28 protein-coding genes are annotated in these 26,504 nt (G+C 73.6%); 13 read left to right on the forward strand and 15 right to left on the reverse strand.

Annotation, left to right across the window (positions count from 1 at the left end; translation table 11 throughout):
• The first annotated feature begins 140 nt into the window (after nucleotides 1-140).
• Nucleotides 141-1,028, forward strand: coding sequence for a diaminopimelate epimerase (gene dapF, locus ASG32_RS24540; protein WP_056531622.1), 888 nt, complete (start codon nucleotides 141-143; stop codon nucleotides 1,026-1,028).
• A complete protein-coding gene (mtaB, locus tag ASG32_RS24545; protein WP_056531624.1) occupies nucleotides 1,028-2,254 on the forward strand; it encodes a tRNA (N(6)-L-threonylcarbamoyladenosine(37)-C(2))-methylthiotransferase MtaB in 1,227 nt (408 codons plus the stop codon). The genes dapF and mtaB overlap by 1 nt, the downstream gene beginning before the upstream one ends.
• A 182-nt stretch (nucleotides 2,255-2,436) precedes the next feature.
• Here the strand turns inward: mtaB and ASG32_RS24550 are convergent, their stop codons facing one another.
• Nucleotides 2,437-3,111 (reverse strand): RluA family pseudouridine synthase, encoded by a 675-nt coding sequence (locus ASG32_RS24550; protein ID WP_056531626.1) that lies wholly within the window; start codon nucleotides 3,109-3,111, stop codon nucleotides 2,437-2,439.
• 57 nt (nucleotides 3,112-3,168) lie between these two features.
• Here ASG32_RS24550 and ftsY point away from each other — a divergent pair, with 57 nt between their 5' ends.
• A complete protein-coding gene (gene ftsY / locus ASG32_RS24555) occupies nucleotides 3,169-4,569 on the forward strand; it encodes a signal recognition particle-docking protein FtsY (RefSeq protein WP_056531628.1) in 1,401 nt (466 codons plus the stop codon).
• On the opposite strand, the gene ASG32_RS24560 is transcribed toward ftsY, so the two are convergent.
• Together ASG32_RS24560 and ASG32_RS24565 are read right to left on the reverse strand one after the other, a co-directional pair.
• Entirely contained in the window at nucleotides 4,566-4,952 is a 387-nt protein-coding gene (locus tag ASG32_RS24560) for a type II toxin-antitoxin system VapC family toxin (protein WP_348271899.1), read from the reverse strand. The two genes, ftsY and ASG32_RS24560, sit on opposite strands and share 4 nt — an antisense overlap.
• Nucleotides 4,949-5,209, reverse strand: a complete 261-nt coding sequence (locus ASG32_RS24565; protein WP_042674895.1) for a type II toxin-antitoxin system VapB family antitoxin — start codon at nucleotides 5,207-5,209, stop codon at nucleotides 4,949-4,951. Before ASG32_RS24565 ends, ASG32_RS24560 begins: the two co-directional genes overlap by 4 nt.
• Before the next feature lie 87 nt (nucleotides 5,210-5,296).
• Between ASG32_RS24565 and ASG32_RS24570 the strand changes: the two genes are divergently transcribed.
• Nucleotides 5,297-5,911: a septation protein A gene (locus tag ASG32_RS24570; protein ID WP_056531630.1), complete on the forward strand. Its 615-nt coding sequence runs from the start codon at nucleotides 5,297-5,299 to the stop codon at nucleotides 5,909-5,911.
• Nucleotides 5,912-5,914: 3 nt separating this feature from the next.
• Here ASG32_RS24570 and ASG32_RS24575 read toward each other — a convergent pair whose 3' ends face one another.
• The 3 genes from ASG32_RS24575 to ASG32_RS24585 are packed head-to-tail and all read right to left on the reverse strand — an operon-like array spanning nucleotide 5,915 to nucleotide 7,477.
• On the reverse strand, nucleotides 5,915-6,529 hold the full coding sequence (locus ASG32_RS24575) for a DsbE family thiol:disulfide interchange protein (RefSeq protein ID WP_020090709.1): 615 nt from the start codon (nucleotides 6,527-6,529) through the stop codon (nucleotides 5,915-5,917).
• Nucleotides 6,526-6,669, reverse strand: a complete 144-nt coding sequence (ccmD, locus tag ASG32_RS24580; RefSeq protein ID WP_056531632.1) for a heme exporter protein CcmD — start codon at nucleotides 6,667-6,669, stop codon at nucleotides 6,526-6,528. The genes ASG32_RS24575 and ccmD overlap by 4 nt, the downstream gene beginning before the upstream one ends.
• Nucleotides 6,670-6,679: 10 nt before the next feature.
• Nucleotides 6,680-7,477 (reverse strand): heme ABC transporter permease, encoded by a 798-nt coding sequence (locus ASG32_RS24585; protein WP_056531634.1) that lies wholly within the window; start codon nucleotides 7,475-7,477, stop codon nucleotides 6,680-6,682.
• 405 nt (nucleotides 7,478-7,882) lie between these two features.
• Between ASG32_RS24585 and ASG32_RS24590 the strand changes: the two genes are divergently transcribed.
• Both ASG32_RS24590 and ASG32_RS24595 read left to right on the forward strand, forming a co-directional pair.
• Nucleotides 7,883-8,557: a hypothetical protein gene (locus ASG32_RS24590; protein WP_056531636.1), complete on the forward strand. Its 675-nt coding sequence runs from the start codon at nucleotides 7,883-7,885 to the stop codon at nucleotides 8,555-8,557.
• Between the two features lie 33 nt (nucleotides 8,558-8,590).
• Nucleotides 8,591-8,902 (forward strand): hypothetical protein, encoded by a 312-nt coding sequence (locus ASG32_RS24595; protein WP_056531638.1) that lies wholly within the window; start codon nucleotides 8,591-8,593, stop codon nucleotides 8,900-8,902.
• A 9-nt stretch (nucleotides 8,903-8,911) separates the two neighbouring features.
• Here ASG32_RS24595 and ASG32_RS24600 read toward each other — a convergent pair whose 3' ends face one another.
• Together ASG32_RS24600 and ASG32_RS24605 are read right to left on the reverse strand one after the other, a co-directional pair.
• Entirely contained in the window at nucleotides 8,912-9,670 is a 759-nt protein-coding gene (locus ASG32_RS24600) for a methyltransferase (protein ID WP_056531640.1), read from the reverse strand.
• Nucleotides 9,667-9,891: a DUF2007 domain-containing protein gene (locus tag ASG32_RS24605; RefSeq protein ID WP_026604550.1), complete on the reverse strand. Its 225-nt coding sequence runs from the start codon at nucleotides 9,889-9,891 to the stop codon at nucleotides 9,667-9,669. Before ASG32_RS24605 ends, ASG32_RS24600 begins: the two co-directional genes overlap by 4 nt.
• 168 nt (nucleotides 9,892-10,059) lie before the next feature.
• Between ASG32_RS24605 and ASG32_RS24610 the strand changes: the two genes are divergently transcribed.
• Nucleotides 10,060-11,079, forward strand: coding sequence for a polyprenyl synthetase family protein (locus ASG32_RS24610; protein ID WP_056531643.1), 1,020 nt, complete (start codon nucleotides 10,060-10,062; stop codon nucleotides 11,077-11,079).
• A gap of 68 nt (nucleotides 11,080-11,147) precedes the next feature.
• Here the strand turns inward: ASG32_RS24610 and ASG32_RS24615 are convergent, their stop codons facing one another.
• The gene (locus ASG32_RS24615) at nucleotides 11,148-11,576 is read right to left on the reverse strand and encodes a helix-turn-helix domain-containing protein (protein ID WP_056531645.1); all 429 of its coding nucleotides are present in this window, start codon (nucleotides 11,574-11,576) and stop codon (nucleotides 11,148-11,150) included.
• Between the two features lie 136 nt (nucleotides 11,577-11,712).
• Between ASG32_RS24615 and ASG32_RS24620 the strand changes: the two genes are divergently transcribed.
• Nucleotides 11,713-13,530: a chloride channel protein gene (locus tag ASG32_RS24620; RefSeq protein WP_056531647.1), complete on the forward strand. Its 1,818-nt coding sequence runs from the start codon at nucleotides 11,713-11,715 to the stop codon at nucleotides 13,528-13,530.
• Complete coding sequence (locus tag ASG32_RS24625; RefSeq protein WP_056531648.1) at nucleotides 13,527-14,006, forward strand: hypothetical protein; 480 nt, start codon at nucleotides 13,527-13,529, stop codon at nucleotides 14,004-14,006. Before ASG32_RS24620 ends, ASG32_RS24625 begins: the two co-directional genes overlap by 4 nt.
• A 19-nt stretch (nucleotides 14,007-14,025) precedes the next feature.
• Here the strand turns inward: ASG32_RS24625 and ASG32_RS24630 are convergent, their stop codons facing one another.
• Both ASG32_RS24630 and ASG32_RS34140 read right to left on the reverse strand, forming a co-directional pair.
• A complete protein-coding gene (locus ASG32_RS24630; protein WP_056531650.1) occupies nucleotides 14,026-14,898 on the reverse strand; it encodes a 4-(cytidine 5'-diphospho)-2-C-methyl-D-erythritol kinase in 873 nt (290 codons plus the stop codon).
• A gap of 66 nt (nucleotides 14,899-14,964) precedes the next feature.
• Nucleotides 14,965-15,105, reverse strand: coding sequence for a hypothetical protein (locus ASG32_RS34140; protein WP_157862058.1), 141 nt, complete (start codon nucleotides 15,103-15,105; stop codon nucleotides 14,965-14,967).
• Nucleotides 15,106-15,244: 139 nt separating this feature from the next.
• Here ASG32_RS34140 and ASG32_RS24640 point away from each other — a divergent pair, with 139 nt between their 5' ends.
• Nucleotides 15,245-16,387, forward strand: coding sequence for an aminotransferase class V-fold PLP-dependent enzyme (locus ASG32_RS24640; protein ID WP_056531654.1), 1,143 nt, complete (start codon nucleotides 15,245-15,247; stop codon nucleotides 16,385-16,387).
• Nucleotides 16,388-16,525: 138 nt separating this feature from the next.
• Nucleotides 16,526-17,863: a hypothetical protein gene (locus tag ASG32_RS24645; RefSeq protein ID WP_082558039.1), complete on the forward strand. Its 1,338-nt coding sequence runs from the start codon at nucleotides 16,526-16,528 to the stop codon at nucleotides 17,861-17,863.
• A gap of 12 nt (nucleotides 17,864-17,875) precedes the next feature.
• On the opposite strand, the gene ASG32_RS24650 is transcribed toward ASG32_RS24645, so the two are convergent.
• Together ASG32_RS24650 and ASG32_RS24655 are read right to left on the reverse strand one after the other, a co-directional pair.
• Nucleotides 17,876-18,874 carry a GNAT family N-acetyltransferase gene (locus ASG32_RS24650; protein WP_056531656.1) on the reverse strand — a complete coding sequence of 333 codons (999 nt, stop codon included), beginning with the start codon at nucleotides 18,872-18,874 and terminating at the stop codon, nucleotides 17,876-17,878.
• A 359-nt stretch (nucleotides 18,875-19,233) separates the two neighbouring features.
• Nucleotides 19,234-20,493 (reverse strand): glycosyltransferase family 4 protein, encoded by a 1,260-nt coding sequence (locus ASG32_RS24655; protein ID WP_056531658.1) that lies wholly within the window; start codon nucleotides 20,491-20,493, stop codon nucleotides 19,234-19,236.
• A 106-nt stretch (nucleotides 20,494-20,599) separates the two neighbouring features.
• Between ASG32_RS24655 and ASG32_RS24660 the strand changes: the two genes are divergently transcribed.
• Together ASG32_RS24660 and ASG32_RS24665 are read left to right on the forward strand one after the other, a co-directional pair.
• Complete coding sequence (locus ASG32_RS24660) at nucleotides 20,600-21,784, forward strand: DUF1972 domain-containing protein (protein WP_056531660.1); 1,185 nt, start codon at nucleotides 20,600-20,602, stop codon at nucleotides 21,782-21,784.
• Nucleotides 21,778-23,022 (forward strand): cellulase family glycosylhydrolase, encoded by a 1,245-nt coding sequence (locus ASG32_RS24665; protein ID WP_056531662.1) that lies wholly within the window; start codon nucleotides 21,778-21,780, stop codon nucleotides 23,020-23,022. The genes ASG32_RS24660 and ASG32_RS24665 overlap by 7 nt, the downstream gene beginning before the upstream one ends.
• Before the next feature lie 34 nt (nucleotides 23,023-23,056).
• Here ASG32_RS24665 and ASG32_RS24670 read toward each other — a convergent pair whose 3' ends face one another.
• Both ASG32_RS24670 and ASG32_RS24675 read right to left on the reverse strand, forming a co-directional pair.
• Nucleotides 23,057-24,355, reverse strand: coding sequence for a VpsF family polysaccharide biosynthesis protein (locus tag ASG32_RS24670; protein ID WP_056531666.1), 1,299 nt, complete (start codon nucleotides 24,353-24,355; stop codon nucleotides 23,057-23,059).
• Nucleotides 24,352-26,457 (reverse strand): exopolysaccharide transport family protein, encoded by a 2,106-nt coding sequence (locus tag ASG32_RS24675; protein WP_056531668.1) that lies wholly within the window; start codon nucleotides 26,455-26,457, stop codon nucleotides 24,352-24,354. The genes ASG32_RS24670 and ASG32_RS24675 overlap by 4 nt, the downstream gene beginning before the upstream one ends.
• Nucleotides 26,458-26,504: the final 47 nt, after the last annotated feature.

Raw genomic sequence — 26,504 nt, forward strand, 5'->3', positions numbered from 1 at the left:
CTAGTGGCGAACGGGACGGCCCGCGAGGGCGCCGCGGACGAGAGCCGCGGGTGCGGCGCATCTGCCACGCCGTGGCACCCCTCGCGCCGGGCAACGGCTTTTGCGATATAGCCCGCGCCTTCCTCCAACCGCGGGACCGCATGAGCGCACTCGCCCACAGACGCTTCCTGAAGATGCACGGCGCCGGCAACGCGATCATGGTGCTGGACCTGCGCGGCTCCGCGGCGAAAGTCCGGCCCGAGGAGGCGCGGGCGATCGCCCAGGATCCCGGCTCGACCTTCGATCAGCTGATGGTCCTGCACGATCCCGTGAGCCCGGGCACCGACGCGTTCATGCGCATCTACAACACCGACGGTTCGGAATCGGGCGCCTGCGGCAACGGCACGCGCTGCGTCGCCTACGCGATGCTCGACGACCCGGCCATGGCGCGGCCGGCCGAGGGCGGCCGGCTCACCCTGGAGACCAAGGCCGGCCTGCTCGGAGTGCGCCGCGTCTCGGAACGCGGCTTCACGGTCGATATGGGCCGGCCGCGGCTCGCCTGGGACGAGATTCCCCTGTCCGAGCCGTTCCCCGATACCCGGCGGATCGAGCTGCAGATCGGCCCGATCGACGACCCGATCCTGCACTCGCCGGGCGCCGTGAACATGGGCAACCCGCACGCGGTGTTCTTCGTGGAGCAGGATCCGGACAGCTTCGACCTCGCCCGGATCGGCCCGATGCTGGAGAACCACCCGCTGTTCCCGGAGCGCGCCAACATCTCGGTGGCGCAGGTGACGGGCCGCGAGACGATCAAGCTCCGTGTCTGGGAGCGGGGGGCCGGGCTGACGCTCGCCTGCGGCACCGCCGCCTGCGCCACCGTGGTGGCCGCCTCGCGCCTGCGGATGATCGGCCGGCAGGCCAGCGTCGCGCTGCCGGGCGGCGAGCTGTTCGTCGAGTGGCGCGCCGACGACCACGTCCTGATGACCGGTCCGGTCGCGCTCGTCGCCGAGGGGACCCTGGCGCCGGAGCTGTTCGACAGCGCGGCCTGATGGCGGTCGAGACCCTCACCTTCGGCTGTCGCCTCAACACCGTCGAGTCCGAGGCGCTGCGGGTCCACGCGGCGGCGGACGGGCGCGACCGGGTGGTGGTGAACACCTGCGCGGTGACCGCCGAGGCCGGGCGGCAGGCCCGCAAGGCGATCCGGCGCATCGCCCGGGAGCGGCCCGGCGCCGAGATCGTCGTCACCGGCTGCGGCGCCGAGGTCGAGACAGAGGCCTACGCGGCCATGCCGGAGGTCGCGCGCCTCGTCGGCAACGCCGAGAAGCTGCGGCCGGAAGGCTGGTCGGCGGCCGCGACCGGCCCGGGCGCCGTCATGACGGCGCGAACGGCCGAGCCGACGCGGGTCGAGGCGGTCGCCGGGCACACCCGCGCCTTCGTGCCCGTGCAGAACGGCTGCGACCACCGCTGCACCTTCTGCGTGATCCCGTTCGGGCGGGGCGTCTCCCGCTCGGTGCCGGAGGCGGACGTGATCGCGCAGGTCGAGACCCTCGTGGCCCGGGGCGGGCGCGAGGTGGTGCTGACCGGCGTCGACCTCACCGCCTACGGCCGCGACCTCGCCGGCCCGGCCCCGACCCTCGGCGGTCTCGTGCGGGCGATCCTCCGGGCGGTGCCCGACCTCGCGCGCCTGCGCCTCTCCTCGATCGATTCCGTCGAGGCCGACGACGCCCTGCTGGCGGCGATCGCCGAGGAGGAGCGGCTCATGCCGCACCTGCACCTGTCGCTGCAGGCCGGCGACGACCTGATCCTCAAGCGCATGAAGCGCCGGCACCTGCGCGCCGACGCGATCCGCTTCTGCGAGACGGTGCGGCGGCTGCGACCCGACATCGTGATCGGCGCCGACCTGATCGCGGGCTTCCCGACCGAGACGGAGGCGCAGTTCGCCCGCTCCCTCGACCTCGTGGCGGAATGCGGCCTGACGCACCTGCACGTCTTCCCCTATTCCCCACGTCCCGGCACGCCGGCCGCGCGCATGCCGCCGGTTGCGCCAGACGTGATCCGTGCGCGGGCGGCGCGGCTGCGCGAGGCGGGTGCGGGTGCCCTGCGGCGGCACCTCGACGCCCAGGTCGGCCGCCGCCTCACGGTGCTGGCGGAGCGCGGCGGCGTCGGGCGGAGTGTGGATTTCACGGCCGTGCGGCTGCCGGCCGATGAGGCGCCCGGGACGTTCCACAGCATCGCCATCGCGGGGCACGACGGGGCGCGGCTGATCGGCGCCTAGCGCCCGGTCTTCCTGGCCTGTGACGCTCCGTGCCGGCCCCGAAAGGACGGATGCGGTCCAGGCGCATGTTCAATCGTGCCCGCCGCCGTCTTTGCGAGCGGAGCGAAGCAATCCAGCGGCGCCAGGTCTCCCGATGTCGCGCTGCCCTGGGTCGCTTCGCTGCGCTCGCGATGATGCGAGGCTCACGCGCCCATCGACGCGACGGCTTCGGCGACGTGCGGCGGCGGCGGCGCCGTCACCGTGATGGCCTCCCGTTTAGGATAAAGCGGGATCGACAGCGCCCGCGCGTGGAGGTGCAGCGCGCTCCCGCGGGGCGCGCCGCCGTAGACCGCGTCGCCCAGGATCGGCCAGCCGGAGGCGGCGCAGTGGACCCGGAGCTGGTGGGTCCGGCCGGTGACCGGCTTCAGCTCCAGCCAGGTCCGCCCGCCGGCGCGGCCGAGCACCCGCCAGTGCGTCAGCGACGGGTCCCCCGCGGGGTCGGCCTTCATCCACCATGAGCGCGGATCGTCCGAGCGGCGGGCCAGCGCCAGGTCGATGCTGCCTTCCTCCTCGGCGGGACCGCCGGCCACGATCGCCCAGTAGGTCTTGTCGACGGCGCTGCCGGAGAAGAGCTTCCCGAGCCGCGCCAGAGACTTGGCGTGGCGGCCCAGCGCGAGGCAGCCGGAGGTGTCGCGGTCGAGCCGGTGCGCGGCCTCCGGCCGGCGGGGTAGGCCGAACCGGAGCGCGTCGAGGTGGTCGGTGAGCGTCTCGCCGCCGCGGGGGCCCGGATGGACCGGTAAACCCGCCGGCTTGTCGATGACGAGCAGCAGGGCATCGCGGTAGAGGAGGCGCGCGCCTATGTCGAAGGCGTTGGACATCCGGATCCGCTAGAGGGTCGGTGTCGGCGGGGCAAGGTGGGGCGAGGACGCGATTTCATGGCGAGCGAGGAGAAGCCCGGCTGGTTCGGACGCCTGTTCGGGCGCAAAGGCCAGCCCGCGCCCGAGGACAGAGCCGAGGATCAGGCCGAGGACAAGCCCGAGGCCGAGCTTCCGGCCGGGGCGGCCTCGCCCTCCGAGGGGGAGCCGGACTTCGCCACCGCCGCGGAAGATGTCACCCACGTCCCGCTGCCGCCCGAGGAGACCGGGGAGCCGGTCCCGGACGCGGTCGAGGGTGCGGACCTGCTGCCCGTGGAGGGCGAGCCGGAGCGTCCGCCGGCCGGCACCGCCGGTGACGATCCCGCGCACGGCGCCGACCCGGTCGATACGGGTGATATGAACCGCGAGCCGGTGGTGGAGCCGGCTGCCGACGTGCAGCCCGAGATTCAACCCGATTCCCAGCCCGACATCCAGCCGGTCGACAGCGCCGCCGCCCTCGCGCACGACGCCGGCGCCGGGCCGGACCGCGAGCCGGAGGCCAAGGGCTGGTGGAGCCGCCTCACCTCCGGGATGAAGCGGACCTCGTCGGCGCTGTCCGACCGGGTCACGGGCCTGTTCACCAAGCGCAAGCTCGACGCCACGACCCTTGAGGATCTGGAGGACGCCCTGATCCAGGCCGATTTCGGCCTGGAGACCGCGATGCGGGTCTCGGAGGCCGTCGGCAAGGGCCGCTACGAGAAGGGCATCTCGCCCGACGAGGTCCGGGCGATCCTGGCCGCGGAGGTGGAGCGGGCGCTTGAGCCGGTTGCGGTGCCGCTGACGATCGATGCCGCCCGGAAGCCCTTCGTGATCCTGACGGTCGGCGTGAACGGCGCCGGCAAGACCACGACGCTCGGAAAGCTCGCCTCGAAGCTGCGGGCGGAGGGGCGCACCGTGATGCTCGCGGCCGGCGACACCTTCCGCGCGGCGGCGATCGACCAGCTCAAGGTCTGGGGTGCGCGCACCGGCACGCCGGTGGTGAGCGGCGCGCAGGGGGCGGACGCGGCGGGCCTCGCCTTCGACGCCCTGAAGCAGGCGGGCGCCGCCGGCACCGACGTGCTTCTGATCGACACCGCCGGCCGGCTCCAGAACAAGGCCGGCTTGATGGCCGAGCTGGAGAAGATCGTCCGCGTCCTGCGCAAGCAGGACCCTGAGGCGCCGCACGCCACGCTCCTCGTCCTCGACGCCACGGTCGGCCAGAACGCGCTCAGCCAGGTGGAGCTGTTCTCGCAGGCCGCGCCGGTCTCGGGCCTGGTGATGACCAAGCTCGACGGCACCGCCCGGGGCGGCATCCTGGTGGCACTGGCGGCGAAGTTCGGCCTGCCGGTGCACTTCATCGGCGTCGGCGAGGGCGTGGAGGATCTGGAGCCCTTCGCGGCCCGCGACTTCGCCCGGGCGATCGCCGGGCTGGAGAAGGATTAGGCGGCGCGCAGCACGTCGGTGCGGGCGAAGTCTTCGCCCTTGAATAGGAGCGGCGCGTTAAGCGACCGGGCGAGCGCGTAGGCGAAGCAGTCGCCGAAGTTCAGCCCGGCCGGGTGCCGACCCTTGCCGTAGCGGGCGAAAGCGTCGGCGGCCATCTGCGCGTGCGCGTAATTGACCGGCACGACCGATATGCGTCGCGCCCCGATCCACGCGTCGAGCGCCGCACGACCGTCCGCCGCGCGCATCGCCACGATCGCACACTCGAGGTAGGTCGCTGCCGCCATCGCGATCCCGTCTGCGCGGGCAATAGCACGGGAGAAATCGTCGGCTTCCGGCTCATCGAAACGTATCGCCAAGAAGGCCGAAGAATCGACGACGATCACACTGGCAGACCGTGTTCGTCGTAGGCGAGGATCTCGTCGATCGGACGCGCGTCCACGAGCGGGCTCGCGTTGAGGCGACGGCGCATCGCCTCATCGGCGGCCAGCCCTTCGGCGATGCGGCGCGCCGCCTCGTCGTTGATCCGCTCCCGCTCCCGCCGCAGCAAGTCCAGCAGCAGATCCGGCGCCGGCCGCCGGGTGGTTTCCGCGAGGTCGGCCAGGAGCGCCTCGATCTCGGCATTCTCGATCGTGATGGACATCGCCCGCTCCGCGTTACACACACCCCGGCGAATCCCGTCCGACGCTCTCAGCCTACCGTGAGCGCCGCAGCCGAGCCAACCGAGCGTATGCAGATCGAATCCGTCCCCTCGCACCGCCACCTGCCGCCGCTCGTGAAGCTGGCCCTGGAACTCGGGCCGCTGGTGCTGTTCTTCCTCGGCAACGCCTATTCCGAGAAGTTCGGCGTCGCCCCGGACCAGAAGCTGTTCGTGGCCACGGGCGTGTTCATCGCGGCGACCGTGGTGGCTCTGGCGATCCACTACGTGATGGTGCGCCGCCTGCCGATCATGCCGCTCGTGTCCGGCGTGGTGGTGGTGGTGTTCGGCGGCCTGACCCTGGCGCTGCAGGACAAGACCTTCATCATGGTCAAGCCGACCATCGTGAACGCCCTGTTCGGCACCGTGCTGCTCGGCGGCCTCGTGTTCGGGCGCTCGCTGCTGTCGGTGGTGCTCGACTCGATGTTCAGCCTTACCGACGAGGGCTGGCGGAAGCTCACCTTCCGCTGGGGCGTGTTCTTCTTCGTGCTGGCGGCGCTCAACGAGCTGGTCTGGCGGACCCAGACGGAGGATTTCTGGGTCAACTTCAAGGTGTTCGGCATCATGCCGATCACCGTGCTGTTCGCCCTCGCGCAGACGCCGCTGCTCACCCGCTACGAGCGCAAGAAGGCGCAGCCGGAGGCGTGACGCCTACTGCGCCGCCGCGACCTTGCCGGCCGCGCGGATGCGGGCGAGCACGCTGGAAAAATTCTCCGGCGTGAGGATGCCGACCAGCTTGTCGCGGATCACGCCGTCGGGCCCGATGATGAAGGTCTCGGGCACGCCGTAGACGCCGAAATCGATCGCCGCGCGGCCGCCGGCATCGGCTCCCACCGCGCTGAACGGCACGCCGTGCCGGGTCAGGAAGCGCTGGCCGGCCTCGGGGTTCGGCTCCTTGTAGTCGATCCCCACGAGCCGGATGCCGGGCTCCTTCGCCAGCCGCATCAGCATCGGGTGCTCCACCTGGCAGGGCGCGCACCACGAGGCGAAGACGTTGAGCACCGTGATCTGGCCCTTGAGGTCCGCGCTCGACAGGCCGGGCACGGGTGCGCCGTTGGCGGTCAGCCCCGGCACCGCGGGCAGGTCGAAGCGCGGGACCGGCTTGCCGATCATCGCGGAGGGGAGGGCGGCCGGGTCGGCGCCGGAGCGCAGGCGCAGGAACAGCACGGCGGCGAGCGCCGCGAAGACGAGCGCCGGCAGGATCAGCAGCAGCGAGCGGCGGACCGGCGGTGTCCGGCCGGCGGTGTCGTCGAGGGGCGCGCTCATCGCCGGTCCTCGCCGAAGCCCCTGAGGGCGCGCCGCTGCGCCCGTCGGTCGCGCAGGGCGTTGCCCACGAGGGCGACCATCACCACCGCCGTGAACGCGTAGGCGGCCAGGATGAAGCTGCCGTGAGACCCGAGATCCATCGCGGTCCTCCTAGACCGGCTGCCCGACCGGCATCGCGGCCGGTGTCGGGGTGAGGCGCGGCTGGGCGCGGTCGAGGCGCTCGGCCTCGCGGATCGTCAGCGTCCGCACCCGGCGGCGCATGATCTCGGTGCGCATCGTGTAGAGGTGCAGGGTCATCCCGCCGAGGGTCGCGGCGGCGATCATGACCAGCAGCGGGTGGAGCATCGAGGGATCGATGGTGGAGCCGCCCATGCGCAGGATCGAGGCCGGCTGGTGAAGGGTCGACCACCAGTTCACCGAGAACTTGATGATCGGCAGGTTCACGGCACCGACCAGCGTCAGGATCGCGACCGCGCGGGCGGCGCGGTTCGGATCCTCCAGGGTCCGCCACAGGGCGATGATGCCGCAGTAGATCAGCAGCAGGATCAGCATGGAGGTGAGGCGCGCGTCCCAGACCCAGTAGGTACCCCACATGGGCTTGCCCCACAGCGAGCCGGTCACGAGGCAGATCAGCGTGAAGGCGGCCCCGATCGGCGCGGCCGCCCGCTGGGCGACGTCGGCCAGCGGGTGGCGCCAGACCAGGGTTCCGATCGCCGACACGCTCATCGCGCCGTAGAAGAACACGCCGAGCCACGCCGCCGGGACGTGGATGTACATGATCCGCACCGTCTCGCCCTGCTGGTAGTCGGGCGGCACCACGAAGAAGGTCTGGTACAGGCCCAGGGCCAGCACGCCGAGGGACAGGGCCGTCAGCCACGGCACGAGCGCCCCCGACCACCGCATGAAGTGGCTGGGGTTCGACAGGCGGGTCCAGAGGGAAGGCGTCATCGCGGCAGCTGTCTCGGACATCGTGGAAGCGGTCTAGCCTAGGGTGCGGTGCAGCAACAATGCGGGTCGGCGGCGCAGGCGGCGGGGGTGCCGCAATGGCATCGTGCGCCGGGCCGGACCCCGTCGGGCCTTCGGATCCGAAAGGCTGCTGTACGACTGCGCCGACAACGAGCCGTCTTCCTGAGATGTCCGCGACGCACGCGCTCTCCCGCACGGGAGCGGGGACCCGCGCCACGCCCGCACGGGTCCGACGATGACGCACGTCCGCGGCCGCAGCTTTTCGCGTCCGAGCCTTGCGCATCGCGGGCGGATTGCGCATATAGATGTGAACAAAAAGAGAACGAAAGAGCGTCCCCGATAAAAGCTGTGGACGACGCGACCTCACCCTGACGGACCGAGCGCCCCATGCGAACCGCCGACAAGCAGATCGCCGACATCCTCGTCCGCTACGGCGAGCCCTTCGGGGGCAACGTCTGGCGCGTCCAGGGGACCGCCGTCATCTACCACAAGACCCTGGAGCGCATCGCCGCCCAGGCCGGCATCGTGTTCGAGCCGCCGACCGTCATCCGGGCCGAGCGCGACGAGGCCGTGATCCTGGTGACCGGCCGGCTGCCCGGCGCGAAGCCCGGGACCGAGCGGGTCGAGTGGTCCATGGGCGAGGCGCTGGTCAACGTGAACTACCGCGTCTCGGGCAAGCAGGCGGCCTACGTCTACGCCATGGCCGAGAAGCGCGGGAAGGACCGCGTCATCCTCAAGCTCATCGAGCTGCACGGCCTCGTCTACTCCGAGGAGGAGGCCGACGAGTTCCGGGCCCATCAGGTCCCGGTCCGGGCCGTCGACGAGGATTTCGAGGAGGCGCCCGCCTTCGACGAGGTGACCGAGGCCGAGGGCGACCTCAAGCGCCGCATCGACGAGGCCGAGACCATCAACGCCGTCACCGACCTGATGCTGGACGGCGCCACCCAGGCCGTCCTGGCGACGATGCCGCCCGGCACCCGCGACGAGGTGCGCGACTACGCCAAGGCCCGCCTCGTGGCGCTCGGCTGGCCGAAGCGCGCCGGACGCCGCAGCGCCGCCTGATCCCGCTTCCATCCCCCACCGAAGGAGACCGCCATGCATCGCGCGACGAGCCGCCGCACCATGAAGGCCCGCCGGGATTCCCACCGCGGCTGGAGCATCGAGACCCTGTCGTACAGCCCGACGCGGATCGTCCGCCTCGGCGCCGAGAAGGTCGCGATCCTGTTCCCTCCGGTCGAGCCCGGCGCGGCCTGGCAGCTCTACCCACATCCCGACACGTTCCCGGGGCTCAACTTCGAGGGCCTGCCCGAGCCGCTGCGCCCGGAATTCCTCGCCTTCCCGGACCTTCCGGAGGTCGAGCGGTTCCTCGGCATCCGCGACGCCGAGCCCGCCGCCCTCGCGGCGTGACGCGGGCGATCAGGGTGCCGGCCACGGCGCGCCGCGATGGAGCGCCTCGGCCTCGTCGGTGAAGGTGCCGTCGGGGCTGTGCAGGACGAGGGGCGGCAGCAGGCTCAACAAGGCGCGGCTGCCGCGGGTCGCCGCGATCAGCACGCGGATCGCGGGCACGTCGCCGCGGGGATGGACCGGGCGGATCGCCAGCCCGCCGTAGCGGCCCCGGAGCGCGTCGAGGCAGGCCGGGAGGGCGTCCGCCCGGTGGATGAGGCCCAGGCGCCCGCCGGGCCGCAGGATCGCCGTGCAGGCGCGGATCCAGGCGTCGAGATCGCCGCCCGCGAAGGTGTGGGCGGCGGCGCGGCCCGGATGCGGCGAGGCGCGGTGATCGCCGGCCGCGAAGAACGGCGGGTTGGTGAGCACGACGTCGAAACTGTCCGGCAGCAGACCGGCGGCGCGGCGTTCCGCCGCGGGGGCCAGCACGTCGGCGACCACGATCCGCGCGTCGATGCCGTTGAGGGCCGCGTTGGCGCGGGCCAGATCGGCGAGTGCCGGGTCGCGCTCGACCAGGGTCGGCCGGAGCCCCGGCGCCAGGGCCGCGCAGGCGAGGCCGACGGCGCCGGTCCCGGCGCCGACGTCGCAGAGCCGGTCCCCGGCCCGCGGCGCGAGCAGCCGGGCGAGCAGCACCGCGTCGGTCCCGGCGCGGTGCGCGCCCCGCGGCGGCTGGTGCAGGCGCAGGCGGCCGCCGAGGAAGGGATCGGCGCCGCTGTCGGCCTCGGCCGTCACGGCTGGCGCAGCTCGTGGGCGATGCCGGCATCGGTCAGCAGGCGGCGGGCCTGGGCCTCGTGGTCGCGCGGCACGAGGAGGCGCTGGCCGAAGACGCCGATCGACCCCTCCATCAGGCTCATGTGACTGTCGGCCACGAGGACCGGGATCTCGGCCGCCTCGAGGACCGAGCGGGCGAACCCGATCAGCACGACGTCGTTGGCCCGGATCAGCTCGATCATCGCGGCGCGGCTCCGGAACGGGCGGGGATCGGCGGTTTCGTCGCGTGAGATCCGCGCTGGCGACACCCCATATCCGGCCGGCGACGATGTTGCGGCGCCGCGGGGCGCGTGCGAAGGGATCGCCCGCCCCCTGCGGGGCGACCGGTCTGGAGGTCACGGATCTTGGGTATGGCCCTCTCCATCGAGAATCCGAAGCCCGAGGCGGAGGCGGGGCTCAACGACCTCGTCGCGCTGGTGGCCGACGGCATGGCGCGGGTCAACACCACGATCCTGTCGCGGACGGGATCGGACGTGGCGATGATCCCCGAGGTCGCCAACCACCTGATCGCCTCCGGCGGCAAGCGCCTGCGCCCGATCCTGACGCTGGCCTGCGCCCGGCTCTGCGACTACGCGGGCGCCGCCGACGGCGACGTGAAGCTCGCCGCCAGCGTCGAGTTCATGCACACCGCGACGCTCCTCCACGACGACGTGGTCGACGAGAGCGACATGCGCCGCGGCCGCGTCGCGGCCCGGATCAAGTGGGGCAACGAGGCCTCCGTGCTGGTCGGCGACTTCCTGCTCGGCCAGGCCTTCCGGATGATGGTGGAGGTCGGCTCGCTCAAGGCGCTCGACATCCTCTCGGCCGCCGCCACGGTGATCGCCGAGGGCGAGGTGATGCAGCTCACCAACGCCAAGAACCTGGAGACCGACGAGGCCGCCTACCTCGCGGTGATCCGCGGCAAGACCGCCGAGCTGTTCGCCGCCGCCTGCGAGGTCGGTCCGGTGCTCGCCGGTCGGCCCGAGGCCGAGCAGGCGGCCGCCCGGTCCTACGGGATGAATCTCGGCATCGCCTTCCAGCTGATCGACGACGTGCTCGACTACGGCGGCACCTCCGCGGAGCTCGGCAAGAACGTCGGCGACGATTTCCGCGAGGGCAAGATCACCCTGCCGATCGTGCTGGCCTATCGCCGGGCCAGCGAGGGCGAGCGCGGCTTCTGGCGGCGCACCCTGCAGCAGGGCGAGATCGGCGAGACCGACCTGGAGACCGCCCTCGACCTCCTGCAGCGCCACGGCACCCTGGAGGAGACCGTGGCCCGCGCCCACCATTACGGCGCCGAGGCCCGGGCCGCCCTCGACATCTTTCCGGACGGGCCCGTCAAGGCGGCGCTCCTCGGGGCCGTCGAGTTCTGCGTGGCGCGGGCGCGCTGAGGGCGGGCGCCCTCGGCTCCCGCGTCGACGGCCACCGACCTCCGCCAGCTTGACGGCGCGCGTCGGCCTCACCGCGTCGCGGGCCCGAGGGCCTCGGTGAGGGCGGGGGCGAGGTCGCGCAGCTCCGCGAGATGCGCGTCCGTGAGGGTCCGCAGCAGGGCCTCGGCGCGCGGCGTCAGCGACAGCTCGCTGCGCCGCCTGTCCTCGACGGCGCGGGTCTTGGTCAGCAGGCCGGCCTCGACCATGCGGGACACCAGCTCGGCCGCGCTGTGGGGGGCGATGAGCAGCTGCTCGGCCAGCAGGCCGACCGTGGCGGGCGCGCGCCCGACGTGGCCCGCGAGCGTCAGCAGCGCCTGATGCTGCTGCGGCGGCAGCCCCGCCCGGGCCGCCGCGGCCTCGCTGAACGCCAGGAAGCGGCGGAGACGGAATCGGAAATCCGCCAGCGCCGCGTACTGCTCCCGCGACAGTGCCGCCGTTCCGGGGGCATCGGCCTCCATGATCGCCTCCGTGGTGAATCGTCCGAGCCGCCGATGCTGCGTCGTATCGGCAGTCCTGTCCCGGCTGCAACGGTCGAGCCATTGTCGAATATATCGGATCACGACATAAGTGCCGCCGCGGCGAAAGGAGGCCCTGATGATCGGCGGGACTGGGAGCGACAGCGGGGACGGCAGGCCGTCGCGGCGGGCGCTGGGAGATTTCAGCGCGGACCGGCGGGTCCTGACGCTGGCCGGCATGGCGGTCGTCACCGGGACCGCCGCCAGCGGCACCGCCTGGATCCTGCTCACGCTGATCGGCCTCGTGACCAACCTCGCTTGGTACGGCCGGCTCGACGCCGACCTGACCTCCCTGGCAGGCGCGGCGCCGGGGCCCTGGATGGTGGCGATCCCGGTGATCGGGGCGCTGATCGTCGGCGCCATGGCGCGCTACGGTTCGGAGAAGATCCGCGGCCACGGGATCCCGGAGGCGATGGAGGCGATCCTGATCGGCGGCAGCCGGATGTCGCCCAAGGTCGCCGTGCTCAAGCCGCTCTCCTCGGCGGTGGCGATCGGCACCGGCGGCCCGTTCGGCGCCGAGGGGCCGATCATCGTGACGGGCGGCGCGGTCGGCTCGCTCTTCGCCCAGTTCTTCCATCTCAGCGCCGCCGAGCGGAAGACCCTGCTGGTGGCGGGCGCGGCGGCCGGCATGACCGCCATCTTCGGGACGCCCGTGGCGGCCGTGCTGCTCGCCGTGGAGGTCCTGCTGTTCGAGTGGCGGCCGCGCAGCCTCGTCCCGGTGACCGTCGGGGCGGTCACCGCGGCCTGCTGGCGGCCGGCCCTGTTCGGCGCCGGCCCGCTCTTCCCCTTCGCCGACAATCCGGCCCTGCCCTGGTGGGGGCTGCCCGCCTGCGCGCTGCTCGGGGTCGCCTGCGGTCTGATCTCGGGGGGGCTGACCCGAGCGCTCTACGCGCTGGAGGACGGTTTCGGGCGGCTTCCGCTGCACTGGATGTGGTGGCCCGCCCTCGGCGCCGTCGTGGTCGGGCTGGGCGGCCTCGTGGAGCCCCGGGCGCTCGGCGTCGGCTACGACGTCATCCACGACCTGCTCTCCGGCCACATGCTGGCGAGCGCCGTCGTGCTGATCCTCGTGGTGAAGGCGGTGATCTGGCTCGCCGCCCTGTCGTCGGGCACGTCCGGAGGCGTGCTCGCGCCGCTGCTGATCCTCGGCGGCGCCGTCGGCTGGCTGATCGGCCTCCTCCTGCCGGGCGCCCACGGCTTCTGGGCGCTCATCGGCATGGCGGCGATGCTCGGCGGCACCCTGCCGGCGCCGCTGACCGGCGTCGTCTTCGCCGTCGAGGTGACCGGCGACGTCGCCGCCCTGGCGCCGCTGCTCGCCGCCACCATGGCGGCCTACGCGGTGACCGTGCTCCTCCTCAAGCGCTCGATCCTGACCGGGAAGATCGCCCGGCGCGGGCAGCACGTGACCCGGGAATACGGGATCGATCCCTACGAACTCGCCCGGGTCGAGGCGGTGATGACCCGCACGGTCGAGACCCTCGACGCGGACCTGCCCCTGGCCGACGCCCTCGCGGCGATCGAGACCGGTGCCCACCACGCCTATCCGGTGGTCGACGGCGCGGGCCGGCCCGTGGGTCTCGTCTCGCGCAGCGACGCCCTGCGCTGGACCCTGGAGGAGCGCGACGGCGAGGCCGAGGCCGGCACCCTCGGCGAGCGCGTCTCTGACGCCGATCTCGCCGTCGTTCATCCGGGCGACGTGGTCTCGCACGCCCTCGACGTGATGCTGTCGGCCGGGCAGGGGCGCCTGCCGGTCACCGATCCGCGCACCGGCGGCCTCGTCGGGCTCCTGACCCGCAAGGACCTGCTCCAGGTGCGCGCCACCGTGGTTCGGGCCGAAGCCGAGCGTCGCGCGTTCTACCGGAAGGGGCGGGGTGAGCGGCGCGCGCGGATGGAAGCATGACCCTGGACCTGCACCGTCCCGGCCGGACCACCCGCCTCGCTCGGCTCGCGCCGGGCAGCGTCTACCTGATCGCCGGCCGGGACGCGCCGGATCTCGCCCTCGTCGTGCAGCGTGAGGGACGTCGGGAGGCCCTGCTGCTGAACCGCCGTCACGCCGGCGACGGCCACCTGCGGGTCGCGTCCGAGATCGCTCCCGAGGCCGACGTGCTGGCGCTGCCGGGGGCCGTCCCGGCGCCGAGCGGCGCCCTCGCGGACGTCGCCCTCGGCGTCACCGCCGCTCCGGCCGCGCTCCACCTCGGCGACGGCCGGGCGCATCTGCGCGGACGCATCTCGGACGGCCGGCTCGCGACCTTCGATGTCGGGACCGGTCGGGCCAGCGCGATCGATCCCGGCGACCTGCCGCGGGCGCGCGGCTGGCGCGTGATGGTGCCCGAGGGCCGCGGCGTCGTGACGGTGTACGAGGCGGAGTCCGGCTGAACGCCGCCCGCGGGCCGGGTCAGCGCAGGAAGGTCGGCGCCACCCACCATCCCGGATGGGCGGCGCGCAGGGCGGCGGCGGCCCGGACGGCCGCGCGCCGGTCAGCGAACAGCGCGAAAACGGTCGCGCCGGAGCCCGACATCCGCGCGAGGCGGCAGCCCTGGGCGCGGAGGGCCGCCAGCGCGTCGCCGATCACCGGCGCCACGGTCAGGGCCGGCGCCTCCAGATCGTTGCGGGCCCCGGCCAGGGCCAGGAGCAGCGGGTCGCTCGCCATGGCCCGTGGGATCGTCGGGTGCGGCGCGCCCGCGAGATCCTGGCCGACGCTCAGGCCCAGCGCCTTGAAGACCGGGGCGGTGGGCACCGGAACGCCGGGATTGATCAGCACCGCGGGCAGCGGTGCGAGGCCGAGGACCGGCCCGATCGCCTCGCCCGCGCCGCGCATCATCCGGGCCCGCGGGTCGAGGCAGACCGGCACGTCGGCGCCGGTCTCCCGCGCCACCGCGCCGACGGCCTCGTGGTCGAGGGGCAGCCCGTTGAGGCGCGCCAGCAGGCGCAGGGCCGCGGCGGCGTCGGAGGAGCCGCCGCCGATCCCCGCCGCGACCGGCAGGCGCTTCACCAAGTGGAAGGCGCCCAGGCGCAGGTTCGGCACCCGGGCGGCGAGCCCCCGGGCGGCCCGCAGGACGAGGTTGTCGTCCGTCGGGCCGGCGGGGCCGGCGGTGGGGCCGCTGACGGTCAGGCTGAGCGGTGCCGCGGGATCCAGCGTCAGGCGGTCGGCCGTGACCGCGAAGGCGACGAGGCTCTCGAGCACGTGGTAGCCGTCACCGACGCGGCGGCCGAGGACGTGGAGCGTCAGGTTGACCTTGGCGGGGGCGCGATCGGCGAGCAGGGTCACGGGGTCTCGGTCGGGTCGTGGCGATGTGTCCCGAGGCTCTACAGGCTCGCGGCCCGGAACAACAGCTCAGCTGCCGCCCCCGCCGAACACCCGGCGCGGCCGGTCGGGCCGGGCGTCGTTCGGGCGGATCACGGTCAGATCCTCGGCGAGCTCCGTCAGCCCGTCGTGTCCCGCGAGGCTCGACAGGGCGCCGGAGCGTTGGAGCACCAGGATGCGATGGTCCGCCAGGGGGCACGCCGCCGCCGACCCGCGCGGACCGGGACGCGCCGGCCTGCGGCCTGGGCGCCGCGCGATGGAGTCCGGGCCGTAGTGCCGGCGGATCCGATCCTCTAGGCTGTCGCGCATCATGGCGTTCACCGAATCCGTCGCCGCGGCGCTCCCGTGCCAGCGCCATCTCTTCGAGATGCCCGCCGACGTCAGCTACCTCGACGCCGCCGCCTGGTCGCCGCTGCCGCGGGCCGTGCGCGCGGCGGGCGAGGCGGGGATCCTGGTCAAGAGCCGTCCCTGGGACCATCCCCGCACGGCGGTCCCGCCCTGGGCCGAGCGGGCGCGCGCTGCGGCCGCCCGGCTGATCGGCGCCGGCGCGGACGAGATCGCGATCGTCGGCGCGGTCAGCCACGCCATGGCGGTGGCCGCCCGCAACCTGACCCTGAGGTCGGGCGGGCGCCTGCTCCGCGTGGCCGACGAGTTCCCGTCCCTGCGCTTCGCCTTCGACCGGCTGGCCGACCGGCAGGGTCTGGTGGTGGAGGAGGTGCCGCGTCCTCCGGACGGCGACTGGACCGCGGCGGTCGCGGCCGCGATCGACCGGCCGGGCGCCCCGCCGCTCGCCCTCGCCACCCTGACCCCGCTGCACTGGACCGACGGCAGCCTGATCGACCTCGACCGGCTCGCTCCCGCGGTCCACGCCGCCGGCGCGGCCCTGGTGATCGACGCCACGCAGGCCGTGGGCGCCGTGCCGGTCGACGTCGCCCGGTGGCGCCCGGACTTCCTGGCCTTCCCGACCTACAAGTGGGCTCTCGGACCGTACGGTCTTGCCTTCCTGTACGCAGCGCCGCACCGGCAGGACGGGGCGGCCATCGAGGAGAATATAGGGAACCGCCCGCCGGCCGCCGGTGCCCGCCGCTACGACCGGGGCGAGCTCAACGATCCGGTCGCGCTGTTCATGGCCGTGACCGGGCTGGAGCAGATCGCCGAATGGGGCGTGCCGGCCGTCGCCGCCCGGCTACGCGGGCTGACGGACCGCTTGGCGGACGGGGCCGCCGGCCTCGGCCTGGCGCCGTTGCCGGCTTCCCTGCGGGCGCCGCACATCCTCGGTCTGCGGCCGCCCGCGGGTCTGCCGACGGACCTCGTCGATCGCCTGCAGCGGGACCGGGTCTACGTGAGCGAGCGCTCCGGCGCGCTGCGCATCAGCCCGCACGTCTGGGCGGACGAGGACGACCTCGCGCGCTGCCTCGCCGCACTGTCCGGGGCCTTCCGGGGGATCACCTGAGACGGTCCGGAAACGGACGCTCCGGCATGAGCGCCGGGCCGGGAGAGAGTCGCGAGACGATGCTGCGCCGCCGACCGCTTCCCGGCGCCGGTGCCCGGGCACGGCCCGCGCGCCCACACGGAGACCGTCCACCCCCACATGACCGATTCGATGCCGCGTCCCGGTGATCGGCTCCGGCTCCCGGGCGCCGGCCGCCTCCGCCTGCCCGGACCGATGCGTGCCGTCCTCTCGGGGCGGTTCGCCGTGATCCTGTCGGGCGAGCTGACCCAGAGCCTGTTCCACTTCCTCCTCAACATCCTGCTGGTGCGCGCGCTCGGCGCGCACGATTACGGCCTGTTCGCCATCGTCTTCGCGGTCGGGGCGGTCGGCATCACCTACATCCGGGCCCTGGTGGCGGTCCCGGCGACGATCCACGTCGCCCGGAGCCTGGGGCGTCCGGCGGCGCTCGGCTACGACGTGATGTTCGGCTCGGGCGCGGTGCTGGTCTCCGGCCTCATGGCGGCCGCCGTCGGCCTTCTGCTGATCCCGGTGATCGGCCTCGGTGCCCTCGCGGCCGGGGCCTTCGTGGGCCTCTACGCCTTCCGCAGCTACCTGCGGATCGTGCTCCTCGCCCGCGGCCGGCCCCGGATCGCCGGCCTGAGCGACCTGGTCTACGCAATCTGCGGCGGTCTCCTCGTCGCGCGCTGGCTGAACGGGGAGGGCACGGCCCTTCTCGATGGGGCCTTGACGGCGATCGCGCTCGCGCACGCGGTCGCGATCGCCGTGGCCTACGCGGCGCTGCGCGAGCGGATCCGCTTCTCGCTGCACGCGCGGGCGCGCGCCCGCTACCGGGCCATCTGGCGGACCCTGGCGTGGTCGCTCGCCGGCGTCACCAGCCTGACGGTCCAGGGTCAGGGGCTGACCCTGCTGCTGGCGCTCCTGGCCGGCCCTGCCGCCTACGCGCCGATCGCCGCCACGATCGTGCTCTACGCGCCGCTGCGCATCCCCGCGAGCGCGCTGCTGAACATGATCCTGCCCGAGATCAGCCGGTTGCTCGCGGCCGGGCAGGTCGATGCCGCCCGCCGGCTCGTCGTCCGCAACGGAATCCTGCTCGGCAGCGCCTGTCTCGCCTACGGGGCGGTGATGGCGGCCGCCTTGCCGCTGGTCGAGGACATCCTGTTCAAGGGCCGGTTCGCCGCGCAGCCGATGGGCTGGATCGGGCTCGGTGTCTGGGCGGTGGTGACCGTGTCGCTGCTCTACGCGATCCCGCGGGCCTATCTCGAGGCCTCGGCGGCGTTCCGGACCATCACGGCGGGGGCGGTGGCGAGCGCCGCCCTCGGGATGGCCGTGATGGTGCCGGCGCTCCTGCTGCTGCCGCCCGCCACCGCGCTCGCCGGCCTGCTGGCCTCCGAGGTGGCGACGCTGGTCTGGTCGGTCTCGGCCTTCCGGACCCTGGCGCGGCGCCCGGGGCCGGCGCGGCCCATCGGTGCCCCGTGACCGGCCCGTCGCTCAGCGCAGCGCGAGCAGGGCCGGCGCCAGTCTCCGAAGCGCCGGCGTCCGGCTGTAGACCCAGAGCGGGTTGTGCTGGACCACGTCGGTGCACAGGCCGCGCTTGAACTCGAAGACGGGCCGGTTCGCCGCCGGATCGATGCCGCCGAAATCGAAGACCCGGCAGCCCTCCGCCTTCGCCCGCTCCACGAAGCGCCAGACCGCGAGGGTCGCGGCGCCTGTCGCGCGGGCCCGCTCGTTCGAGGCCGTGTAGAAATCCGTGCAGCGGCTGTCCGACAGGTGCGCGATCCGCACGAGGACGCGCTGCCCGTTCTCGCGGACGTCGAGGAACAGTAGATGCTCGTCCTCGGCCGCGATGTCGCGGTAGGCCTGCGGCTGCAGCGTCGTGGCGAAGCCCTTGCGCTCGCGCAGGGCCGCGAACATCGCGGTGAAGTCGTCGAAGGCTTCGAGGCGCTCGGCCCTGTCCTCGAGGAAGTGCGTCATTACCTCGGGGTTGCGCTCGGCCTTGCGCAGGGCCTTGCGCCAGCGCGGCTCCATGCCGGCCTGGATGGCGTCGAGATCCTGGGTCAGGTCGAGTTCGAGGGTGTGGTCGGGCGCGCCGATCACCGGGGCGAAGCCGTGCATCAGCAGCGCCAGCGTCGCGTCGCGGGTCTCGAACTGCTCGTAGTCGACGGCGAGGACGTCGAGCCGGCCGAGCGCGAGGTGGTCGATGAACGCGGCGAACACCGCCTCCGCGCGGTGCGCGCCCGCGGCGGTCAGCAGCGGGCCGCCCTGGACGTGGATGAACCGCGCCGGCCCCTTCCGGCGCGTCTGCCACTGGACGAAGGCGAGGTCCGCGCCGTCGCCGGACACGACCGCCCGCCGCACCTCCAGGCCGCGCCGCGCCTTGTAGGTGCCCCAGGGGCTGCCGCAATAGATGTTGGCGCCCGGGCAGGCCCAGACCCGCCGGTCCCAGTCCAGGGCATCCGCGGTCTCCTGAACCGCGAGCTTGGCCGCCATGTCGCTCCTCGTCCTCGCGCCCCGTCCCGGCCGGGCAGGGTTTCCCGCGCCGCACGCCTCATCGGTCAGGCGCCACCGCATTGCATCCTCGCGCGGCCGATCGTCCACAGGGTGACGGCGGCCGCGCGGGTCGGTTTCCGCTGCGTCGTGAGCGGGCCCCCGGTGCCCGGGCGGCTGGGGCCGGTGAGGGGACGCGCCCGGGCCGGTCGTTGCGCGGCGCCGGCAGCAGGCCCGGCCGCGGCGCTTGGCCACGGACCGCGGGCGAGCAGGAGGTCGTCCCGGTAACGCCGAGGGCGCCCGCGCTCAGGGCGGACGCCCGTTCCGGACCGACGCCGGTCCCACGGGGACGCGCGGGGATCCTAGGCGGCCGGTCGCGCCGGCGCGTCCGCGGCGCGGGACGGATCCGTCGCCGTCGGGCGGCGCAGCGTCGTCCGGACCATGGCCTCGATGCCCTCCGCCGCCGAGGCCTCCGAGAACAGGCTCAGGTAGCGCGCCCGGGCCGCCCGGCCGAAGTCGCGCCAGCGCGCCGGGTCGGCGACCAGATCCGCCAGCACGGCGGCGATCGGCTCCGGGCCGCCCGGCGGGACGATCCAGCCGGTCTTCCCGTCCTCCACCACCTCGGGCAGGCCGCCGATCGCCGTGACGAGCGGCGGCACGCCGTAGGACATCGCCTCGATCGCCACGCGGCCGAGGGATTCGGGCCGCTGCGACGGCATCGTGACCACGTCGGCCCAGCGGTAGAGAACGGTGGGATCGGCCACGAACAGCTCGAGCGTGACCTGCGCGGCGAGCCCCGCCTCGGCGATCCGCCCGACCAGGGCCCGCTCGCGGGCCTCGTCCTCGAAGGCGCTGCCGACGATGCGCAGTTCGATCCGCCGACGCACGGGCTCCGGCAGGGAGGCAAGCGCCTCCACGAGGACGTCCTGGCCCTTGATCCGGCTGATCCGGCCGAGCATCAGCACGCGGAGCGGGCGGGAGCCGTCGTAGGCGCTCCGATTCGGCTCGGCGGGACCCGCGATCCCGTTGTAGACGACCCGGGCGGTCGCCCCGCGGGGCAGGGCGTAGGCCCGCTCGGTGGCGCGCGAGTTGAACACCACGTTGGCGCCGCTCCAGCGGATCAGCCCGCGCAGGACCTTCAGCACGGTGCCTTCGGGGATCTCGTGGACGTGGACGACGCTCCGGCCGGGGACCAGCCGGGCGGCCAGCAAGTAGTCGGCCACCACGGTGGTGTTGATGTAGACGAGGTCGCTCGCGCGGATGCGGCGCCACGCACGGATCATCGCGATGGGCAGAGCCATCAGACCCAGGGTTACGAGGCGCGCCAGGTTCTTGCGCCGCAGGATCCAGAGCGGGGCGATCACGATCTCGCTGGCGAAGGGCTCCAGCGCGGCCACGATCGGCCCGCGTCGCGGCAGCACCACGTCGATCCGCGCACCCGGATGGGCGGCCCGGATCGTGCGGACGGTCTCGATGAAGCAGCGATCCGAGCCGTACAGCTCGAATCCCTGGTGGACGCACGTGATCCGAAGCTCCGCCGCGGCGTTGGCGACGGCCCGCAGCGCGGGGGCGGCAGCACGATCGCTGTCGCGCGCCGCTCTCAGTCCAAAATTGTCTACCATAAGATGATTTCTGTATTGAATAAACAACTAGCAGTTGTAGAAGCCGGTCGTCGGGATTGTATCTTTCGGATCTACAATAGGGCCGACACATTGGAAAGGAAGTTTCATGCCTGACCGCGCACCGAAACTACTTATTCTCGGCACGCGCGGTATCCCGGCCGCCCACGGTGGTTTCGAGACTTTCGCGGAACGTCTCGCACTCTACTTGGTCGAACGCGGCTGGCAGGTCGGCGTGTACTGCCAGAGGGATGTCGAGGCGGTGCGGGACCGCATCGTGCGGAGCACTTGGAACGGCGCCGAACTGATCACCGTGGAGATCGGCCTGCGCGGTCCCGTCGCGACGCTCGCCTTCGACGCCATCTGCGCCCACGACGCCGCGACCCGCGGCGGCGTCTGCCTCGTGCTCGGCTACAACGGCGCCGCGTTCCTGCCCTACCTGCGGGCGCGGGGCGGGCGTATCCTGACCAACATGGACGGGATCGAGTGGCGCCGTCCGAAATGGTCGCTGCCCGTGCGCGCCTTCTTCTACGTCAGCGAGTGGATCGCCGCGTGGTCCTCGCAGCGGCTGGTGGCCGACCATCCCGTCATCGCCGACCACCTCGCCCGTCGCAGGCCGCGCGGCGCCATCGCGACCATCCCGTACGGCGGCGATCCCCCGGCGGCCGATGTCGGGCCGCCGCCCCTCGGCCTCGAGCCCGACCGCTACCTCGTCTCGATCGCCCGCATCGAGCCGGACAACAACATCCTGACGCTCGTCGAGGCCTTCTCGCGCCGTGCCCGCGGCGTGCGGCTGGTGGTGCTCGGCACGCTGCGGGTCGGCAACCCGTACCATCGCGCCGTGGAGGCGGCCGCCTCGCCGGAGGTGCTGTTCCCCGGGGCCATCTACGAGCCCGAGCAGGTCCAGGCCCTGCGGGTCCACGCGCGGGCCTATCTCCACGGCCACACAGTGGGCGGCACCAACCCGTCGCTGGTCGAGGCGCTCTGGGCGGGCAACGCCGTGGTCGCCCACGACAATCCGTTCAACCGGGGCACGGCCGGGGACGCGCAATTCTATTTCTCGGATCCGGACAGCTGCGCGGCGGCCATCGAGCGCGTGCTCTCCGACGGGGCCGCGGTCGCGGCGGGCCGCGCGGCCGCGCGGGCGCGCGCCGAGCAGTTCCGCTGGGACGCCGTGCTGGCCTCCTACGAGGACGCGCTGCGCCGTGTCGGCGGCTACCCGCCGGCCCCGGACCGCGCGGCGCGCGCCACCGCGGCCGAGCCCGTCGCCGCTCCGGCCGGTCCGAGATGGTAGGCCCCAGCCGGCGGTCGGTGCTCGCCGGCGCCCTCGCGGCGGGTGCGGGTGTCCGGCCCGTCCAGGGTAGTCCCGCGCCGGTCGCCCTGCGCCGGGGCATCGCCCTCTGGCCCTGGTTCTCGCTGACCACCGAGTACCCGCCCCCGCGGACCGACTACGCGTGGCCGCCCTTCCAGGCCGGCCGGCCGGTGCCGACCCGCGACGACCTCGCCCGGATCGCCGGGTTCGGCTTCGACTTCGTGCGCCTGCCCCTCGATCCCGGGCCGTTCGTGGCCTTCACGGGGCCGCGGCGCGCCGAACTCCTCGGCACCCTGTCGGAGGCCGTCGACGCGGCGCTGGCGGCCGGGCTGCGCGTCCTGGTCAATGTCCAGGCGAACGCCGCGACCCACCACTACACGCCCGACGCGTTCTACGGCTCGGACCGGGCGCCGCTCTTCGCGGCCTATCGCGACCTCGTCGGAGACCTCGCGCGCCTGTGCGCGCGGAAGGGCACGGACCGCGTGGTCCTGGAGCCGGTGAACGAGCCGCCGCAGGCCTGCGGCGGCGGCGCCTGGAACCGGGTGCAGGACGGGCTCCTGGCCGCGGCCCGCGCGGCCGCGCCGGCGCTCACCCTGGTGGCGACCGGCTCCTGCGGCGGCCTCGTCGCCGGCCTGACGGCTCTGGATCCGGCCGCGCTCGCGCGGTTCGCGCCGCTCCTCTACACCTTCCACTTCTACGAGCCGTACCTGTTCTCCCACCAGGGGGCGACCTGGCTCACCGAGGAGCCGTTCTACCGCTGGCTCACCGCCGTGCCCTGGCCCGGGAGCCGCGGCACGCTGCGCGAGACCCTCGCGGCGGTGCGGGCGCGCATGGAGACGGACCGCACGGTGCCGCAGGCCGAGAAGGCGCGCGACCGCGCGGTGATCGAGGCGAAACTGCACGCGTATTTCGAGGCCGCGCCCGGCCCGGCCTACATCGCCGACGCGATGGCGCCGGTGGCGACCTGGGCGGACCTCTACGGGATCCCGCGCGGGCAGGTGCTGATGGGCGAGTTCGGCGCCCTGCGCACCGACGCCCGTTTCACGGCGTCCCGGGCGCCGGACCGGGCCGCCTACATCCGGGACGTGCGGCTGGCGGCGGAGGCGAACGGGTTCGCGTGGTCGTTCTGGAACCTGTTCGACGGCCTCGGCCTCATGGACGACGCGCACGTCGCCGATCCCGCCCTGATCGCGGCGCTCGGGCTGCGGGCCCGGCCCTGAGGCGGTCCCCGACCGATCCGCGGCTCGGGCCCTCTCAGCCGCGGCGCGGAAGGGGCGGGAACAGGACGATGAGCATCAGGGCGAACTTGGCGAGCAGGGTCGTCTTGCCGGCGAGGCCCTCGAACGTGTTCACGAGGATCACGAAGGCCAGGATCGGGAGCCAGACGCCGCGCCGGCAATCCCGCGCGATCTCCGCGAGGTAGAGCCCCACCGCGATCACCAGCACCCCCGTGACCAGGATGCCGTGGTAGAGCACGGCCGAGATGATCGAGTTCTCGATGCCCCATTCCAGGCCGTAGATCCGGCGCAGCGTGTTCACCTGCAGGAAGTCGGGGGCGAGCAGGAGCTGCCGGAACGGGATCGCGTCGAACACCGTGAGCATGTCGACCCGGGCCTGCGCGCTGCCGCCGTCCGAGACGAACCGGTCCAGCAGGGTGTCGAAGAACCCGGCCGAGGCGAGGACCGCGACCAGCACGGGCAGCAGCGTCAGGGCGAAGCACGCGCAGGCCGCCGCCGCCAGCGGGACGCGGCCGGTGCGCAGGGTGCGGTTCAGGGACACGAGCCCGACAGCGCCGCCGAGGATCAGCGTCGTGACGGTGGCCGAGCGGCCCCCGAACGTGACCAGGGCGACGAGCTGGAGGACGATCATGGCGGCGCGCGGCATCGGCGCCAGGCGGCCGCCGCCCTTCGCGAGCGCCAGGATGTAGCACGCCGTCATGGTCGCGTTGGCCAGCGGGTGGCCCTGGAGGGCCGCCGAGCGGGTGTCGGACTCGAACGCCACGCCGTCGAACCGGTAGGGGAAGAAACGCTGGCCGCTCGCGAGCTCGAACAGGCCGAGCAGGGCGTTGGCGAGCATCACGAGGTGGAAGATCGTCTCCAGCCGCCCGAGCGTTTCGGCGTCCCGGTCCATCAGGAGGATCGGGACGAGGCCGGCGAGCACGAAGGTGTCGATGGAGCCGGCGAGGCCCGCGCCGCCCCGGGCCGCGATCAGCGCGAGGAGCAGCACGCCGCAGGCGGCCAGGAGCACGCTGGCCGGCCGCCGGTTCAGCGCCCCGGCCACCGGGATCACCGGATTGCCCGCGCGCATCAGGGTCCAGCCGATCAGGACGACCGCCAAGTAGGTTGCGGGGTGGATCTTCGAGGCGGCCGAGCCGGTGATCCCCTCGTAATTGAGGCCGAGCACCCACAGGAGGCCGCCCGAGACCCCGACGAGGAGCAGGGCCCAGACCGACAGCGCCACCGATTCCGCCCGCAGCAGGGCGCGCAGCACCGGACCCGTGCGCGCCGCCGGATCGTGGCGGCGCGCGAAGCCGGTCTGCCGGAGGGTCCTCACGCCTTGCGCCGGGTCAGGAGCAGGGAGCCCGAGATCGGCCGGCCCAGCGCCTCCGACGTGTCGACGAGGTCGATCAGGTCGCGCTGGCGCGTCGCGCCGTTGCAGGCGACGAGCAGCAGCCGGTCGGCGGCGGCCGCCAGGGGACCGAGCCGCAGGTTCTCGGTCAGCACGCCGCCGTCGACGAGCACGAGGTCGAAGCGTCCCTTCACGCCCGCGATGAAGCGCTCGACATTGGCGGGGGTCAGGGCATCGCGCAGGGGCTTCTCGGTGTCGCCGAGCCCGACCCGGCGGGCGCCGGAGGCCGGGTCCGTCCGGGTCACGGCGTTGAGGCTCTGCTCGCCGCGGAGCACGTCGAGGAGGCCGCCGGTGCCGGAGCCGTCCGCCCGCAGGTCGGCGTCGACGCGCAGGACGCGGTCGCCGCGCGCGACGGCGACCGCGGCGAGCAGCCCGATCACCGCCTGGCGCTCGGCCTCGTCGGATTCGCCCGAGGTGACGAGCAGCGCCAGCGCGTGGCCGCTCGCGCCGGAGGTCGCGGCCAGGTGGTCGAGGGTGAGGCTCGCGGCGCTCGCGCTCGCGCCCCGCGGCCGCAGGCCGGGCAGCACGGCCACCACCGGGGCGTTCGACAGCCGCTCCAGCTGCCGCGGCGAGAGCACGGTCGGCGCCAGATATTCCCGCGTCAGCGCGAGGCCGGCGCCGAGGCCGAGGCCGCCCGCGAGGGCGGCGGCGACCAGGATCAGCCGCGGCGGCCAGCTCGGATCCTGCGGCGGCCGCGCCGCGGTGATGATCCGGGCGTTCGAGCTGTCGATGCTGGTCTGCTCCTTGATCTCCCGGGCGCGCACCAGGAAGGCGTTGTAGACCGAGCGCGCCGCGTCGACCTCGCGCTCGAGCTCGCGCTGCTGCACCGACGACTGGGCGTTCACCGCCGACTGCCGCTGCAGGCGCTCCAGCTCCGCCGCGAGGGTCCGCTCGTTGGCCTGGGCGCGCTGGGCCTCGGTCTCCGCCGCGCCCGCGATGCGGTTCAGCTCGGCGTCGATCAGCCGGCGGACGTCCTGCATCTGGGCGCGCACCGCGGCGATGAACGGGTGGCGCTCGCCGAGATTGGTGCGCAGGTCCGCCTCCTTGGCGGCGAGCTCCGCGTACTGCCCGCGCAGGCGCTCGATCACCGAGGACTGGACCGCCTCCGGCATCGCTCCGGACCCGATCGCCTGCCCGCGCGCCTCCCGGATCCCCTGGAGCCGCGCTTTGGCGTCGGCGGTCCGCGCCCGCGCGGCGACCAGCCGCGCGTTCAGGTCGGTGAGCTGCTGCTCGTTCACGAGCCGGCCGCTCGACGCGATCAGGCCGTTGCGCGCCTTGTAATCCTCGAGCTTCTTGTCGGCGACGTTGACCGCGTTGCGCAGCTCGTCGAGGCGGCCGCGCAGCTCGCCCGCGGCGCGCTTGGCGGCGTCCGAGCGGGCGTCGGTCTGGTCCGTCAGGTAGGCGCTCGCGATGGCGTTGACGATCCGCGCCGAGAGGTCGGGGTCCGTCGTGGTGACCACGAGATCGATGACGAAGACCTTGTCGGCGCGCTTGACCGCGAGCCGCCGCCGCAGCTGGTCCAGCGCCCGGCCGCGGGCGTCGACGGGCCGCTCCGCCCTCGGCCCGGCCACCAGCGCGCGGAGCTCGCCGAGGGCCCGCGTGACGACGCCGTCCTGCGGCGCGCCGAAGCCCGGCGCGGTCGCGAGCCCGACCTGATCGACCGCCCGGCCCAGCACGGCGTCCGACTCGATCACTTTCACCTGGCTCTCGACCTGGGCGATGCCGCCGTCCGGCGACAGCCCGGCGGGGTTGACGTCGTTCGAGACGACCTGGCGGTCGCGGGGATCGATCAGGATCTGCGCGGTGGCAGTGTAGAGGGAGGGCGTGATCAGCGCGTAGGCGAGGGCGAGCAGGCCGAGGAGCAGCGCCGTCCCGAGGACCAGCCGCTTGCGCCGCCACAGGATCCGCCACAGGTCGCCCAGCTCGGCCGTCGTGTCGGGACGGTTGGGGCCCGGACGCACGGGATGGGCCGGCTGCACGGGGGTGAGCCACGTCGCGACAGCGATGTTATGGTCGATCTGTGCCACGATCGGTCACCGTCGTCTCAAACCTGGTCGGTCCCTCGCGGGTGCCT

It is taken from the genome of Methylobacterium sp. Leaf361 (genome assembly GCF_001424445.1).
Lineage (GTDB): Bacteria > Pseudomonadota > Alphaproteobacteria > Rhizobiales > Beijerinckiaceae > Methylobacterium.

Coding starts and splice junctions, on each gene's coding strand:
- dapF (WP_056531622.1), top strand. CDS start 141: ATGAGCGCACTCGCCCACAGACGCTTCCTGAAGATGCACGGCGCCGGC.
- ASG32_RS24640 (WP_056531654.1), top strand. CDS start 15,245: ATGGCGTTCACCGAATCCGTCGCCGCGGCGCTCCCGTGCCAGCGCCAT.
- ASG32_RS24595 (WP_056531638.1), top strand. CDS start 8,591: ATGCATCGCGCGACGAGCCGCCGCACCATGAAGGCCCGCCGGGATTCC.
- ASG32_RS24575 (WP_020090709.1), bottom strand. CDS start 6,529: ATGAGCGCGCCCCTCGACGACACCGCCGGCCGGACACCGCCGGTCCGC.
- ASG32_RS24620 (WP_056531647.1), top strand. CDS start 11,713: ATGATCGGCGGGACTGGGAGCGACAGCGGGGACGGCAGGCCGTCGCGG.
- ASG32_RS24565 (WP_042674895.1), bottom strand. CDS start 5,209: ATGTCCATCACGATCGAGAATGCCGAGATCGAGGCGCTCCTGGCCGAC.
- ASG32_RS24665 (WP_056531662.1), top strand. CDS start 21,778: ATGGTAGGCCCCAGCCGGCGGTCGGTGCTCGCCGGCGCCCTCGCGGCG.
- ASG32_RS24650 (WP_056531656.1), bottom strand. CDS start 18,874: ATGGCGGCCAAGCTCGCGGTTCAGGAGACCGCGGATGCCCTGGACTGG.
- ASG32_RS24550 (WP_056531626.1), bottom strand. CDS start 3,111: ATGTCCAACGCCTTCGACATAGGCGCGCGCCTCCTCTACCGCGATGCC.
- ASG32_RS24585 (WP_056531634.1), bottom strand. CDS start 7,477: ATGACGCCTTCCCTCTGGACCCGCCTGTCGAACCCCAGCCACTTCATG.
- ASG32_RS24615 (WP_056531645.1), bottom strand. CDS start 11,576: ATGGAGGCCGATGCCCCCGGAACGGCGGCACTGTCGCGGGAGCAGTAC.
- ASG32_RS24655 (WP_056531658.1), bottom strand. CDS start 20,493: ATGGTAGACAATTTTGGACTGAGAGCGGCGCGCGACAGCGATCGTGCT.
- ASG32_RS24660 (WP_056531660.1), top strand. CDS start 20,600: ATGCCTGACCGCGCACCGAAACTACTTATTCTCGGCACGCGCGGTATC.
- ASG32_RS24625 (WP_056531648.1), top strand. CDS start 13,527: ATGACCCTGGACCTGCACCGTCCCGGCCGGACCACCCGCCTCGCTCGG.
- ftsY (WP_056531628.1), top strand. CDS start 3,169: ATGGCGAGCGAGGAGAAGCCCGGCTGGTTCGGACGCCTGTTCGGGCGC.
- ASG32_RS24645 (WP_082558039.1), top strand. CDS start 16,526: ATGACCGATTCGATGCCGCGTCCCGGTGATCGGCTCCGGCTCCCGGGC.
- ASG32_RS24590 (WP_056531636.1), top strand. CDS start 7,883: ATGCGAACCGCCGACAAGCAGATCGCCGACATCCTCGTCCGCTACGGC.
- ccmD (WP_056531632.1), bottom strand. CDS start 6,669: ATGGATCTCGGGTCTCACGGCAGCTTCATCCTGGCCGCCTACGCGTTC.
- ASG32_RS24610 (WP_056531643.1), top strand. CDS start 10,060: ATGGCCCTCTCCATCGAGAATCCGAAGCCCGAGGCGGAGGCGGGGCTC.
- ASG32_RS24605 (WP_026604550.1), bottom strand. CDS start 9,891: ATGATCGAGCTGATCCGGGCCAACGACGTCGTGCTGATCGGGTTCGCC.
- mtaB (WP_056531624.1), top strand. CDS start 1,028: ATGGCGGTCGAGACCCTCACCTTCGGCTGTCGCCTCAACACCGTCGAG.
- ASG32_RS24570 (WP_056531630.1), top strand. CDS start 5,297: ATGCAGATCGAATCCGTCCCCTCGCACCGCCACCTGCCGCCGCTCGTG.